Source organism: Pseudoalteromonas sp. P1-26, assembly GCF_001401795.1.
In the GTDB taxonomy this organism is placed as follows: domain Bacteria; phylum Pseudomonadota; class Gammaproteobacteria; order Enterobacterales; family Alteromonadaceae; genus Pseudoalteromonas.
This window is the reverse complement of sequence record NZ_LKDX01000030.1, coordinates 1-14896: the sequence shown is the minus strand read 5'-3', so window position 1 is coordinate 14896 and position 14896 is coordinate 1. Positions and strand designations below refer to the sequence as shown.

Below are 14896 nucleotides of genomic sequence, written 5' to 3'. Positions count from 1 at the left end.
GTCAAATAAGAGCGCTGTATTTTGGCAGGTATAACATGCGCGAAAAGAAAGTCAAATTTTGCGGCAACCTAGGTGATTGCCGCTATAGATTTATATTCAAACGAAGTGAATACTCATTATTCGTAGCCTCTTGGCTTCTTAGTTTTGATAACGGCAATGTATGCATGCCAGCTGGCGTAGCTCAATAAAGGCATAATGACAATAAACCCAGCAGTGCCTGTAATAAAGCCGACAAATACCAAACATAGTATCAAACCAGCCCAGACAACCATGGCACCAAAATTTGTTTTAACCGCGTTCATTGAAGATATTACCGCAGTCATAATATCAACACGGCGTTCCATCATAATTTGTGGAGTAAACGCTGAGATAGCAAATACAGTGACCAGTAAGATACCACCGACAATACTACCGAGCGTTAAAAACGCAGATAACTGCTCGAAACTCGGGTTTACAACGTTCGGGTACAATGCATGAATAAGCGCAGCTAAGCGCATCCAAACGATCATAATTACCATTAATAACACTGCAAAGCCCCATTCACCTGCTGGGTTTCTAAACATCGATTTAAGGCTGTGCATCAAGGTGGGTTTGTGGCCTTTTTCAAGCTCCCAAGCAACATCGTAAAGTCCTGCAGCAAAGGCAGGGCCAATTAATGCAAAGCCAACTACAGCAGGTAATATAACTAAGTGTGTATCAAACTGATAAACAAAATACATGATAGTGGCAGGTATCAAGGTAAATACTAATCCGTAGACTAGACTCAGTATGGGCGCATTAGCGATATCTTTAAATGCAAGTGCTAACCAATGAAAAGGCGCACCAATTGAAATTTTCGAGCTTTCTAAACAGCGTGCAAACTCATGGTGTTTACTCATAGAAGATGAAGCAGGCATAATATATCCTCTTTTATCGTTACTTCTTTAGGTTTAGGTTATCTGTGCAATTCTTGCAACATTGGTGATCTAATAGGACATCTGTCCTGTACTTTAAACACATATGATTAAAGTATTACGCTTTAGACAAAAATAAGGTTTAATAATGGAAAAGGTATTTCACTTAGGGCTTACTCGTCAGGACTTAAACGGCGCAACCCTTGCGATTGTCCCTGGCGATCCTGACCGCTCAGCACGCATTTCAACACTTCTCGATAACCCTGAATGCTTAGCGAAGACCCGTGAATTTCATGTATACCGAGGTGAGCTAAACGGGCACAGCGTTGTAGTTTGTTCTACCGGTATTGGCGGTCCATCTACATCAATTGCTGTTGAAGAGCTTGCTCAGCTAGGTATTGATACCTTTTTGCGTATTGGCACGACCGGTGCAATTCAGCCACACATTAACGAAGGCGACATTTTAATTAGCCAAGCTTCAGTTCGTTTAGATGGTGCTAGCCAGCATTTCGCACCACTAAGCTACCCTGCTGTGTCTGACTTCTTTGCAACACAAGCGATGGTAAATGCATGTGATAAGCTAGGAATTAATTTCCACATTGGTATTACTGCATCGAGTGATACGTTCTACCCGGGTCAAGAACGTTACGATACTTATTCTGGCTATGTTCCTCGCTCATTCCAAGGCAGCTGTGAAGAGTGGCAAAAACTAGGCGTGATGAATTATGAAATGGAATCAGCAACACTATTTACTATGTGTGCTGCCCTTGGCTTACGCGCAGCCTGTGTTGCAGGGGTATTAGTAAATCGGACTAAACAAGAAATTCCGAATGTTGACCACGGCGAGATTGAGAAAAAATCAGTCGCCGTCGTCATTGAAGCTGCAAAACTATTGCTAGACTAACCTTCAACTAGTTTAGCAACACAGTGCTCAAATGCTGGTGGGTTTGCAAAGCTTGCCAGCACACTTTTAGCCACCTCATATTGATTTTCTGCCCCTTGTGTTTCTAACAAGGTGATTGACTTAACTGTTTTATCATCAAAGGTTAAGCCCGCAAGATAAAACTGACTCAATGCACTTTGTAATGGCGAAAGGCTTGGACTATAGGCCGCATTTTCAGCATAACTTCCGTAAAAGTCACCTTCATCAAAAGTCGTTAATTTAACCGCACTAAAGTTACCTGTGTAAGGCACGTATGCATTGAGTGCCAGTTGAATAAGTTTAGCATCATCAATCGAAAGCTCAGTAAACTGTTTATCGCTTTGCTTATTAGAAAATAAACACGCTTCATTGCCTAGGTCTTTCGGGCCAAATGAATAAGGTAATAACTCATGAAGATTAAAATCGCGTTCAGGCAATAAAATCTCAAGTGAGTCTGCGGTGCTCAATTCATTCATAAATTGACGGCAGTAACCGCAAGGTGCATCGCTAATAGCAATTTTTAACACTGCTTGCGCGCCATTAAGCCATGCATTATTAATGGCTGATTGCTCAGCATGAACGACCAAACTCAATGCTTGATGAGAAAACTCAACATTTGCGCCAAAATAGAAGTTTGTTTCGCCTTGCTTGTTTAACCCAACTGCAATGGCGCCCACATAGAATTTAGAAATAGGCGCGACAGAAAATAAACTTGCGACGGGTACACAGGCTTTTAGTAACTCAAGTTGACTAACTTGAAACTGCTGACAAAGAGAAGAAATATCAGATTGAGATAAGATGCCACGTTGCTGTTTAAGCTGGGCAAAAAGAGAATTTTTTTGTTGATCATTGAAGCTAAACGGCTCTGAATTTTGAGCTAGTTTGCTTGCATCTATCCTAGTTGCTGTCATAACAAATTATAATTATTAATTGGCTAAACAGTTTAAAAGGTTACGTAATGAATTGCTAGGTTTTGGCGGTAAACATCAAGGTAAATCGCACAATAAAAGCTAAAAATTAGCGGTATTTGTAAGCCCAGATATACACAACAAAATAGCGATGACTAGCTCGACCAATTATTGACGAACCAGCCAATTTTTTGCTTTGTTAAAACATTCAAAGTTTTCAGCTTGTAAGTTATAGCGCTTTGCTTTTTGCATAAATAAGTCGTGCATAAAACCATCAAAACTTACGACAATTGCTACAACAGCTTCTTTCAAAGAGTTTGCTACTGCCGGCATAATGGTGAATAAATCAGCAGGTGCGAAATTGTGCGTCAACTCAGACACATCAACGAGTATTTTATCTGACCCATATAATACTGAGTATTGCTGGGCGATTTGGTAAAAATTTATCACATCCTGTGCACTAGCAGTCCCTCTTAACGTCATCATCACGAGTGACGTCGATGCATCATAAGTGATGCAAGTAGACACGTTTGGCATAAGTTACTCTAAAAAAAGCGTGGGGGTTAATTTGGCTTAACGGTAGCTGAATCAAAAAGCTGGGCTATTTTATTAATATCGCCTCTCTAGTCAATACCTAGCAATAAAATAGGTATGACCAGTCATAAAATTCAGATTTTAGGATTAGATCCACTTTAAAGAGTTGTTATGCAAATTCATATCTTATTTACTTTAGACACAAGTATGAGTTTTCCTTTCATAGAATCAGCTTTTTCAGATAAACCTATATTTAATTAAAATTTATAATATTTAGCGTTATTTAGACAGCAAAATGGGTGAGCGTTTTTTATGCTCATTTTTAAATGGATTGGTGTGTCATGAAAGCGCGATTGGTTATATTATTTGGCTTTACCTTGTTGATTTTATTAATTTCAACAACACCTAAAGCGATGCCGATTAAAGAGTTTGAAAAGCTTAGAACCTCAATAAGGCAAAGCTACGCCAGTTCACCTCAAGAAGGGCTTGAGTTTGTCAATGCGCTGATTGAAACTACCGAACTAACACTAGAACAAAAGATTATAGTCACTAATTATAAAGCTTGGTTTTTGCTTGAGACTGACAGGCTTGAACAAGCCATGGAAACCATTGTTAAGTACATGAATATGGTTTCTCAATCTGATGAAAAAGACCTCATGTATGGCTATTTCAATATTTCTGGTGGGATTTATGCGCGCTTAGGTCTATATGAAGAAGCCTTAGCGTACTATCGCGATGCCATGCCATTTGCACAATCTCGAGATGAGCGTTTAGTTTATCAAACAGAAAATAATATCGCTTTGGTAAAGCTACGTTTAAACCGTTATAAAGAAGCTGCCGACTCGTTCACATACTATCGAGATTATGCCCACAGTAAAAATCAAACTCTCAACGAATCATTTGCAAGTAATAATTTAGCGCTAGCTTTAATTGGGTTAAAACAGTATCCAGAAGCACTCAAGATTATCAATGAAGCTATCGGGCTGCAAAGCCAACACAACTACACCACTCACCTTGCTTCAAGCCTGGTTCTAAAAGCCAAAGTATTACGTTTTCAGGGTTTTTTAGAAGACTCAGAAAAGGTACTCAACGAAGCTTCGACGCTTATTGAAAATAAACAGCTTGAGAATGAGCAACTTAATATTATTTTATGTTTAGCAGAAACGTATGAAGCACAAGGACATACTGATAAAGCACTCACAACGCTTGCATCCGTTGATACTCACACTGTTAGCCATACTAATTTTGAAGCCCTGTTATCGATTGCCAAATTAACTGCAGAGCTTTACGAGCAACAAAAAAATTATGTAAATGCACTTAGCGCTTATAAACAATATTCGTACATTAACGCCGCTATTTTAACCAGACAAGCCAAAGTGAATTTAGCAAAAGCACTTGCAGAAGCCGATGTTGCCGCAAAAGAAGTAAGAATTTCTAACCTGACTCGTGCAGAACAAATAAAAGCCACTAAAGCCAATGCATTTAAAGATCTCACGATTGTAGTAAGCATCTGTTTAGTTGTTATTTTATTTGGCTCACTTATCGCCATTAACAGCATAGACAAACAAAAACAAAAATTAACTAAAGCATTAGAGCAGTTAAAAGATACACAAGATCATCTGATTGAAATCGAAAAAATAGCCTCTTTAACAGCACTAGTATCTGGTATGGCGCATCAACTTAATACCCCTATTGGCACCATAGTGACAGCCAGTTCATTAATAGATGATTACATGGAAGGTTTAGAAGAAAAATTTAAAGCCCGAGAGCTCTCTAGCAAACATTTTCATAAGTTTATTACCGATACCAATAGCGCTAAAGAGCTAGTGATCAGTAGCATTAATCGACTTGCCGGCATCGTCGAAGAATTCAAAGCGCTCAATGTGTCTATTCACCTTGATAAACCAATGAGCAAAATACAGCTGCCAAGCTTTATTAGTCATCGTTTATACCCTTTGAGTAAACACCTTGGTAAACAAATTGAGTTTAAAATTCATGGCGATGAAGGTGTTATTACGTCGTATCCAACTATTTTAAGTGATGTATTAAAAACCTTGATTATTAATTCCTGCGAGCATGGCTTTGTTAATACTGACAAAGGTGTTGTCGAGGTAACAGTTAAAGCCTATACACATGTGGTTGAAATTACCTACCAAGATAACGGTGTCGGTATCAATGATGAGATCCTACATGAAATATTTACGCCTTTTTATACAACAAATCTAGGTGGAAACCATCTAGGGCTTGGCTTAAACGTAGTATTTAATGCGGTAAAATATAATCTTAGAGGGAAAATAAGCGCCGAGTCATGTAAACACGGCGCTCGTTTTGTGATTAGCTTGCCAATTGATGCAAGGTTAATCGATGACACTAGCTATTAACCGGTATTACGCATACCTGCAGCGATACCTGTCATAGTGATCATCAAGGCATTATCAATATCGCCTGCAGAGCTTTCATCTGCTTCGCGTGAACGACGCAGTAACTCAACTTGTAATAAGTTAAGTGGATCTGTGTACGGGTTACGTAGCGCGATTGACTCTTTGATCCAAGGTTGGTCTGCAAGCAGGCTCTTTTGTGGGCTAAGCGACTGAACAAGCTCAATCGCCTCGCTCAATTCTTGACGTAACTTCACGCCTAATGGCTTATATTGTTCAGTTACTAGTGCATCATCGTAATGCGCACTTAACCATGTATCAGCTTTACTAAATACCATCTCTAGCATCTCTAAACGAGCACGGAAGAATGGCCATTTTAAGCTCATTTCATGAAGTGTCTCGATGCCATACTTATCTAACGCAGCTTTAAGGCCTGTTAATGCACCTAACCAAGCTGGCAGCATTAAACGGTTTTGGCTCCATGCAAAGATCCATGGAATAGCACGAAGGCTTTCTACCCCACCGTTCGGGTTACGCTTCGCAGGGCGAGAACCAAGTGGCAGTTTAGAAAGCTCTTGTTCTGGTGTTGCCATTCTAAAGTAAGGAACAAAGTTTTCATCATGGCGCACAACTTGACGGTAATGCTCACACGAATCTGCACTAATAAGCTCCATAACATCACGCCATTCGCTCTTCGGCTCTGGTGGCGGCAACAAGTTACTTTCTAGAACTGCACCGGCATAAATATTTAAGCTTTGCAGAGCAACAGCAGGTAAACCAAACTTAAAGCGGATCATTTCACCTTGTTCTGTTACACGTAGGCCACCTTTTAATGAACCTGGAGGCTGTGAGCGCAGTGCTTGGGCAGCTGGAGCACCACCGCGACCAACCGTACCACCACGGCCATGGAATAAAATAAGCTCAATACCGCGATTTTCGGCTAATTGAACCAGTTTATCCATAGCTTCATATTGTGCCCAACCAGCAGCCATCATGCCTGCATCTTTTGCTGAGTCTGAGTAGCCGATCATGACATTTTGTTGGTTTTGAATATGACCTCGGTACCAAGTGTTATCAAGTAAACATTCGATCACCTCTTTACCATTATTTAAGTCGTCTAACGTTTCAAATAATGGCGCAACCGGTAAGTTAAACTTACAACCACTTTCTTTAAGCAGTAACTGTACTGCCAACACATCAGATGCGGTACGTGCCATCGAGATAATATACAAACCAAATGTTTGAGCATCTTGCGCTGCGATTACATCGAATGTATCTAGCACCTCTTGTACTTCTGGGCTTGGTTGCCAATGTTTTGGAATTAACGGACGACGAGAATTTAGCTCAGCAAGTAAAAACGCTTGTTTGTCTTCTTCTTGCCATTGATGGTAATCACCTAAACCTAAATAACGTGTTAACTCAGAGAAAACATCACCATGACGCGATGAATCCTGACGTACATCAAGTTTTGCAAGGCGCAGACCAAAGCTATTAATACGGCGCAGAACATCAAGCAGCAAGCCATCGGCAACTACTTTCATGTTGGTTTTAATAAGCGAGCGATAACACACTTCGATTGGGTGTTTAATTTGCGCGATATCAGTAATTAAATCTTCAGAATCAGTGCGCTTTTTCTTAATTTTAGCGCCCAAATGCGTCACAGTTTCAGCAATTTGATTCTTTAACTTTTTAAGTACCGCACGGTAAGGTTCAAAGTCTTGACCTGCAAGCTCAATAAGCTCATCGCTTGCATCCGACATAGATAACTCATTGCTTAGCGTTTCGATATCACGAGAATACAAATCAAGTGCCATCCAGCGGCCATGATCAAGTACTTGCTGTGTGACTTCAGCAGTTACAAACGGGTTACCATCGCGGTCGCCGCCCATCCAAGAAGTAAATTCAATTGGACTGAAATCAATAGGTAGTTCTAAATCAAGCTCTGCTTTTACGTCTTCGCCAAACTCACGTAAGAAACGCGGTACGGCATGCCATAAGCTGTTTTCAATAACCGCAAAACCCCATTTAGCTTCGTCAATTGGCGTTGGGCGTGAGCGACGGATATCGTCAGTATGCCACGCTTGGCTAATAAGCTGGGCAATGCGGTTTAATAAATCTGCACGTTCACTAGGTAAGTTGTCTTTACGCTCTAAAGAGGCAAGGCAATCACTTAATTCTACGTGTTTATTGATCATTGTACGGCGTGTCACCTCAGTTGGGTGAGCCGTCAGAACTAAATTGATGTGGAGTTTTGAGAGTGTTTGCGCCAAGTGATTAGGATCAACTTGACCTTGCTTTGATGCTGTTGCTAACGCTTTTAATGTTTGAGTGAGAGGGTTTAGTTGGCAAAAACCAACATCATTAAAGCGTGATACGGTATGAAATTGTTCAGCAACATTAGCAAGATTCAAAAAATGATTAAATGAGCGTGCAACCGGTAATAGTTCTTCATCTGTGAGAGCGTGTAGTACTTCGATAAGCGCTTGTCTGTCGGCTTCGTTACCACTACGTGACGATTTAGATAAAGCGCGAATCTCTTCTACCTTATCTAAAATGGCTTGTCCTTGTGCATCTTTAATGGTTTGACCCAGCATTTGTCCAAGCATACTAACATTACCGCGAAGTGCAGCGTATTGTTCACTCATTCTCATACTCCTTTCTTTAACTAAGTTGAAAGTACTTACTGCACAGTATTTAGCCAAGCACGAACGCAGCTAAATACTGATCCCTTTTATTAATATCATTGTCAGCGTTAATTTAATAGATCGAATTTTCTAACATACTCGTAAAAAAGAATAACCAATCTATAAACATAAAAGTGTAATAAATACGCAGCTTAGTCAGCTACAAAGCGTTAAAGCTAGCTCAATTGGTAAAATGGACTTACCAATTTAAAAGGTAAAATCCCCGTAATTTAAGGCATCCTTAAAGTTTGCATGGTCAAATTTTTACCAGCCTTTTTTATGTGTTTATAGGGTTAGATCAAGACAAACAGAGCTACTATCATTTTATTAGTTGGTGAGAGTTTGAGCGAAAAAATTTTCAAATATTTTTAGAACAGGTCAAAAATGCAACTCTATATTATGTGCGGTGCAAGCAGTGAAATTGCAAATGCTTATTTCACTACTCTTCATAAACAAATAAACACGGGTCATATCGTAACCATCAGTCGAGGTGAATTTAAGGCAAGTTTTAATGAATCTGTAAGCGATGAGATAAGCCACCAGCATTTTACTACTGACTACTCAGAGCAAAGCTTGAGTGGCATTGCTAAAGAACTTGCTTTTGGCAACTATGATTTGGCCCAGTTGATGATATTTAACGGCCTATTGCATGATCCAGATAATGCGCCTGAACGTAAACTTGAACAAATATCTGAGCAGCACTTTATAAATAGCATGACGACAAATGCTCTACTACCAATTCGCTGTGTGACTTTATTCTCATCGCTTTTGAAGACACAAGTTTCAACTGTGGTGTGTGCCCTTAGTGCACGTGTTGGTAGCATTAGTGATAACAATTTAGGCGGTTGGTATAGCTACCGAGCGTCGAAGGCGGCATTAAATATGTTATTTAAATCTGCAGCAATTGAACTTAGCAGACGCCATAAAAAATGCCACTGCGTGTTATTTCACCCAGGTACTACTGATACGCCATTATCAAAACCTTTTCAGGCAAATGTGCCCGAAGGAAAGCTATTTACCCGTGAGTTTGTAGCCGAGCAATTGTATTCATTGATAAGTGATGCTGACTATTTACAACAATCACACAACCCTGCCTACTTTGACTGGCAAGGAAAACCCATAGACTGGTAACAGGAAATTTATGCATTTAACAAAACAAGCCATTGCTGATTTAGAAAACCGCTACCGCGCCCATCTAATTAATAGTTTGTCGGGGTTTAAAAGTGCCAACTTAGTCGGCACACAAGATAATAATGGCCAAACTAATTTAGCGATTGTAAGTTCAGTATTTCACCTTGGGGCACATCCCCCTTTAGTGGGTATGATAATTAGGCCCCATTCAGTGCCTCGCCATACCCTAGAAAACTTATTAGCCACCAAGCAGTACACGATTAATCATGTAAACAAAGACATTTACAACAAAGCACATCAAACATCGGCACGCTACGACAAGGACGAGTCTGAATTTGATGCAACAGGGCTCAGTACTGAATACCTAAATGACTTTACATCGCCTTTTGTTAAAGAAAGTAAGCTTAAATATGCACTTGAACTTAAAGAACACCACCACCTTGCCATCAATGGCACGGAGCTGATCATAGGTGAAATAACCGATATCTACTTAGATGAGGCTTGCTTGCAAGAAGATGGCTTTGTCGATATTGAAGCTATTGATACAGTCGCAGTGAGCGGGCTTGATAGTTACCATGTAACTGAACGTTTAGCCCGCTTAGCTTATGCTAAAAAATAACCTTTAATTTAAGAACTAGATTACAAATGGCTTAGGCGCATGGGTTAACACCTCAAAGCCAGATTCGGTGACAACTATGTCATCTTCAAGGCGCACACCACCATAGCCTGGTATATAAATGCCAGGCTCAATGGTGATCACATTACCAACTTCAAGGCTGTAGTCTGTCAGTGTGTTAATAAATGGTACTTCATGCAAAAATAGCCCTAAACCATGGCCAAGACCTTTACCGGCGTATTCGCCAAAGCCCGCCTCAGCAATTACCTTGTTTGATATAGCATTTAAATCTAAACAATTAACACCCGGTTTGACCATTTCTAGTGCCGCATTTTGTGCATCGAGTACGGTATTATAAATACGGGTTTGTTTTTCTGATGCTTCGCCAATAATGTAGCTGCGAGTCATATCAGAGCGATAGCCATTTACAACCGCGCCAAAATCAAGGGTTACAAAGTCTCCTTGCTTTAAAACCTGATCTGACGGGTTACCATGCGGCAAGGCTGAGCGTTCTGCAAACAGCATAATAGTAGCAAACGACATTCCTTCTGAACCGAGCTTTTGCATTCTAAATTCAAGCTCTAAGGCAAGGTCACGCTCAGTTACACCCGGTTTAAAATAAGGTAGCGTTTGTGCTAATGCTTCATCAGCGATGGCTGCAGCAGCTTTAATTTGTGCAACTTCCCAGCTATTTTTAACGCGTCTTAGTTTTTCAATTAAACCGTTTACCGCTGTTAAAGTGTGGCCGCTTAGCTCATCTGCCACACCTTGCCAAATTGCTACCGTGACATAACTTGCATCAAATGCGACATTGCTGTTCGGGTTAAGGTGTCTATTTATACAATGGCCAAGGGTTTCGTTGTCTCTGTCTCGACAAACAACTTCAAATCCTGTTGTTTCAGCAATTGCACGTTGGTGGTATCGGTAATCGGTGATCAACACACACGCATTTTGAGTAATTAATGCATAAGCAGCATTACCGCTAAATCCACTTAAGTAACGAATATTTTCATGACCAAGTACTAACATCGCGCTGTAACCTTGCTGCTCTAGCAAGGCTTTAAATTCAGCTTGTCTTTTTAAGTAATTAACTTGCATTGTCGCTCCTTATTTTTTGCGCATGCTAACAGTTATGTCCATAAATACGAATATTATGCGATTAGTCGCAGTGAGTTTGCATCGGGTGTTTACTCAAGCCACAATGCACAAAAAACCAAGGAGTACACAATGACAACATATGGTATTGGCACACAAACGCCAGAGCAGGCGCTTGACTCTTTGTCAGATATGACAACAGATTTAACCCCTATTCAAAATGACGAATTTCATGCGCGTATCGCAAAAGCACAAGCGTATATGCAAGCAAACAATATTGACGCAATATACTTAAATGCAGGCACTAACCTAGCCTACTTTACGGGTATGCGTTGGTACGCAAGCGAGCGTTTAGTTGGCGCTATTTTACCTGCAAAAGGTGATGTGCAATACATAGCACCGTTTTTTGAAATCGGCAGCTTAAACGATTTTATGGTGATTGATGGCCCAATTCGTGGCTGGCAAGAACACGAAAACCCTTATCAACTGTGTGTAGATGTTCTTACAGAAATGGGCATTAGCAAAGATGGGACCCTTGGTATTGATGAAAGCGCACAGTTTTTTATCTACGACGGTATTAATAAAGCTAACGGCAATTACAACATTGTTAACGCACAGTGCGTGACAGCTCACTGCCGCATGCATAAGTCAGCCAGTGAACTTGCCTTAATGCAACGTGCTATGGACATGACTTTAGAAGTACACAAAGCAACGGCAAGTATGCTTTATGAAGGTATCACCACCACTGAGGTTGAAGCCTTTATTAAAAAAGCGCACCAAAAAGTCGGCGCGCCGGGTAACTATTTTTGTATTGTGTTATTTGGTGTTGCGTCTTCTTTCCCACATGGTGTTAAAGATCCGCAAACCCTTAAAAAAGGTGATGTGGTACTGATTGATACTGGCTGTAAAGTACATGATTACCTCTCTGACATTACCCGTACCTATGTATTTGGTGAAGCAACCGATCGCCAACGCATGTTTTGGCAGCACGAGAAAAATGCCCAACTTGCTGCTTTTGCTGCCGCAAAAAATGGTGTGGCATGTGGCAAAGTAGATGATGCTGCAAGGCAGTACCTCGCCGAAAATGGCATGGGTCCAGAGTATCAAACACCAGGCTGCCCACACAGAACAGGCCATGGCATTGGTTTAGATATTCATGAATGGCCATACCTTGTTGGTGGTAACCCTACCCCACTCGCACCAGGTATGTGTTTTAGTAACGAACCCATGTTAGTAATACCGGATGAGTTTGGTATTCGCTTAGAAGATCACTTTTATATGACAGACGAAGGTCCGCGCTGGTTTACCGAGCCTGCTCATAGCATTGATGACCCATTTGGGTTAGCTAAATAAAATTCAAATAAACTTTATAAGGCCAGTTTTCTGGCCTTTTTTGTATCTGAATTATTACAATCATTAACAGTATGGGCATTTTAGAGACAACCTATCAGCTTTTATCATGTTATGATTTCAAGAATTTAACCTAACATAATTACGGAGAATAAATGGGTTTACGTTTTAAAGTTCCACATACCCTGATACTGCTGCTGGGCATGATGGTTGTTGCGCTTATTGCTACTTGGTTAGTACCACAAGGTTTTTTCACGACTACATTAAGTGAATCAGGCCGAGAAATGGTCGTTGCGGGCACCTATCAAACAGTTGCTGAGCGCCATTACTTAACTCCATGGGATTTATTACAAGCCATACCTCGCGCTTTTGCTGCTGCTCAAGATGTTATTTTCTTTGTGTTAATTGTTGGCGGTGTATTAGCTATTGCACGTGCCACAGGCACTGTTGATGCTCTCATTGGTAGGCTTTTAGAGCGACACGGTAAAAAACCGCAACGATTAATCTTTATGGTGGTGTTTTGCTTTGCCTTAGCATCAAGCAGTATTGGTACCGCCGGCGAATATATTCCTTTTGTTATTATTCTCGTCGCGCTTTGTAAGGCAATGCGATTAGACGCAATGACCGCCGTAGGTATGATAGTCGCGGGTTATGGGATTGGTTATGGGGTATCGGCATTTAACCCATTTACCGTATTAATCGCACAGCAAATTGCAGGTATCCCAGTTTACTCTGGCCTGTGGTTACGTTTAGCTATATTTATTCCATTTGTGCTCATTGGTTTTCATCATGTTTGGCAATACACCAAAAAGGTAGCGAACGATCCATCAAAATCGATGATGATTGGCGTGCCTTGCCCACTTGAAAATCAAACAGCAACAAGTTACCCAGCACTTGCCCTGCGCCATAAACTTATTTTAGGCAGCTTTATTATTACCCTTGCAATTGCTGTATGGGGCATCGCAACCAAGGGCTGGTATTTATACGAACTAGGCGGTGTTTTTATTGCTTGGGGTGTAGTTGTCGCCATTTTAGGCAAACTATCTGCTGATGAAGCAGCAAACAAATTTATAGAGGGCGTGTCTGATCTTGTTACCACCGCAGTGTTAATCGGTGTTGCACGGGGTATCGCACTTATTTTAGAAGACGGCCAAATCCTGCATAGCCTTGTACATGGCATGTCATTACCGCTTTCTTATGTATCAGCAGAAATATCAGCAATTGGCATGTTGATTATTCAAACCCTGCTTAATACCTTTATTCCTTCTGGTTCAGGGCAAGCTTATGTCACCATGCCACTAATGGCCCCACTAGGTGATTTAGTGGGTGTACCAAGGCAAGTCGCCGTGCTTGCTTATCAATTTGGTGATGGCTTTTCAAATATGATCATCCCTACCAATGCTGTACTTATGGGCATTTTAGGTATGGCAGGTGTGCCTTACGGCCATTGGTTTAGATTCTGTTTACCACTACTAATTAAGCTAATGGTCGCAGCATCGGTTGTATTAGTTTTAGCAGTAATGTTTGGCTATGGCTTAGATGTGCAGCCCACACTAAATTAGTTAGTTGAGTGAGCTAATTGACTTCACATTATATGAATGATGCACGCTAACACCTATGTGTTAGCGTAGCTCTGTGATTACTTTCCACAAAATATTGTCAGATGAAAAAGCTAATTATAAAAACTTCTTTACGAAAGCTTTTAACTCGTCTTTTTCAGCTTCACTAGCAAATGAATTTACCGGAATGATTAATGCTGACAATTTATCAACAAAGATATACACGTTACCTTTATGTTCTTCAATTACCTCTACTGCTTCCCACTTATAGAAGCAATGTCCTAGACTATTTATTTCAGTTATTCCGTCAGCTTGAAACTCCAAGCTTTTCTTTCCAATCACTAAACCATTATCATTTGGAATTGATAGTCTTTTGAATTTATTAATGTTGTATAGAAAAACAATAAGTAAAATTGAAAAAGGAATTGCTGTTATCAGCGCAGATTGCCAATGAAAATCATTAAAACGAATAGACTTTAATTAGAACACAGACATAAAAGTTACAGCCAATACAAACCAGATGATCATATTCTTAAGAAAACTAGAGCTTGCTTTACTTTTTGAATTACACAGCCTACTCACCGCAAATTTGGAGTACTCTAAGTAGTCTTACTTTGTAATGGTTATGTTTTTAATCATGAATTGAAAATGTCCTTATAATAAAAGTTCCATAAATACAAAGTACCTTGGTACAAAGCAACTAATTAAGGTGTGAACACTCAACAGCCTAACCTGTAGGATAAAGCAACAATTCGTCTGTAATTTCCAGTTTACCCTCTGATTTCACCTATTCAGCTCCATCCATGGTCAGGTACTTTTTACCAGA

Annotated in this window: 12 protein-coding genes; 6 read left to right on the top strand and 6 right to left on the bottom strand. The window is 40.3% G+C overall.

The annotated features are described in order from the left end of the window. Positions 1 to 116: 116 nt before the first annotated feature. Positions 117 to 896, bottom strand: coding sequence for a DUF2189 domain-containing protein (locus AN394_RS14425; protein ID WP_054564098.1), 780 nt, complete (start codon positions 894 to 896; stop codon positions 117 to 119). Between the two features lie 145 nt (positions 897 to 1041). On the opposite strand from AN394_RS14425, the gene udp reads away from it, so the two are divergent. After that, the gene (udp, locus tag AN394_RS14420; RefSeq protein ID WP_055021853.1) at positions 1042 to 1797 is read left to right on the top strand and encodes a uridine phosphorylase; all 756 of its coding nucleotides are present in this window, start codon (positions 1042 to 1044) and stop codon (positions 1795 to 1797) included. Here udp and cdd read toward each other — a convergent pair. Together cdd and AN394_RS14410 are read right to left on the bottom strand one after the other, a co-directional pair. After that, positions 1794 to 2726, bottom strand: coding sequence for a cytidine deaminase (cdd, locus tag AN394_RS14415; RefSeq protein WP_054564096.1), 933 nt, complete (start codon positions 2724 to 2726; stop codon positions 1794 to 1796). The two genes, udp and cdd, sit on opposite strands and share 4 nt — an antisense overlap. Positions 2727 to 2891: 165 nt before the next feature. Further along, positions 2892 to 3260 (bottom strand): hypothetical protein, encoded by a 369-nt coding sequence (locus AN394_RS14410; protein ID WP_054564095.1) that lies wholly within the window; start codon positions 3258 to 3260, stop codon positions 2892 to 2894. 338 nt (positions 3261 to 3598) lie between these two features. Between AN394_RS14410 and AN394_RS14405 the strand changes: the two genes are divergently transcribed. Further along, the gene (locus tag AN394_RS14405) at positions 3599 to 5638 is read left to right on the top strand and encodes a tetratricopeptide repeat-containing sensor histidine kinase (RefSeq protein WP_054564094.1); all 2040 of its coding nucleotides are present in this window, start codon (positions 3599 to 3601) and stop codon (positions 5636 to 5638) included. On the opposite strand, the gene ppc is transcribed toward AN394_RS14405, so the two are convergent. Further along, a complete protein-coding gene (gene ppc / locus AN394_RS14400; RefSeq protein WP_054564093.1) occupies positions 5635 to 8280 on the bottom strand; it encodes a phosphoenolpyruvate carboxylase in 2646 nt (881 codons plus the stop codon). The genes AN394_RS14405 and ppc overlap by 4 nt on opposite strands. Before the next feature lie 423 nt (positions 8281 to 8703). Between ppc and AN394_RS14395 the strand changes: the two genes are divergently transcribed. Then, on the top strand, positions 8704 to 9450 hold the full coding sequence (locus AN394_RS14395; RefSeq protein ID WP_055021852.1) for an SDR family NAD(P)-dependent oxidoreductase: 747 nt from the start codon (positions 8704 to 8706) through the stop codon (positions 9448 to 9450). Between the two features lie 10 nt (positions 9451 to 9460). Next, positions 9461 to 10069 carry a flavin reductase family protein gene (locus tag AN394_RS14390; protein ID WP_055021851.1) on the top strand — a complete coding sequence of 203 codons (609 nt, stop codon included), beginning with the start codon at positions 9461 to 9463 and terminating at the stop codon, positions 10067 to 10069. Between the two features lie 15 nt (positions 10070 to 10084). On the opposite strand, the gene AN394_RS14385 is transcribed toward AN394_RS14390, so the two are convergent. Next, positions 10085 to 11164: a Xaa-Pro peptidase family protein gene (locus AN394_RS14385; protein ID WP_055021850.1), complete on the bottom strand. Its 1080-nt coding sequence runs from the start codon at positions 11162 to 11164 to the stop codon at positions 10085 to 10087. Between the two features lie 129 nt (positions 11165 to 11293). Between AN394_RS14385 and AN394_RS14380 the strand changes: the two genes are divergently transcribed. Both AN394_RS14380 and AN394_RS14375 read left to right on the top strand, forming a co-directional pair. Next, positions 11294 to 12514: a Xaa-Pro peptidase family protein gene (locus AN394_RS14380; RefSeq protein ID WP_055021849.1), complete on the top strand. Its 1221-nt coding sequence runs from the start codon at positions 11294 to 11296 to the stop codon at positions 12512 to 12514. Positions 12515 to 12666: 152 nt separating this feature from the next. Next, positions 12667 to 14073 carry a YfcC family protein gene (locus AN394_RS14375; protein WP_055021848.1) on the top strand — a complete coding sequence of 469 codons (1407 nt, stop codon included), beginning with the start codon at positions 12667 to 12669 and terminating at the stop codon, positions 14071 to 14073. Between the two features lie 114 nt (positions 14074 to 14187). Here AN394_RS14375 and AN394_RS22325 read toward each other — a convergent pair whose 3' ends face one another. Further along, positions 14188 to 14394 (bottom strand): YcxB family protein, encoded by a 207-nt coding sequence (locus AN394_RS22325; RefSeq protein ID WP_235576270.1) that lies wholly within the window; start codon positions 14392 to 14394, stop codon positions 14188 to 14190. Positions 14395 to 14896: the final 502 nt, after the last annotated feature.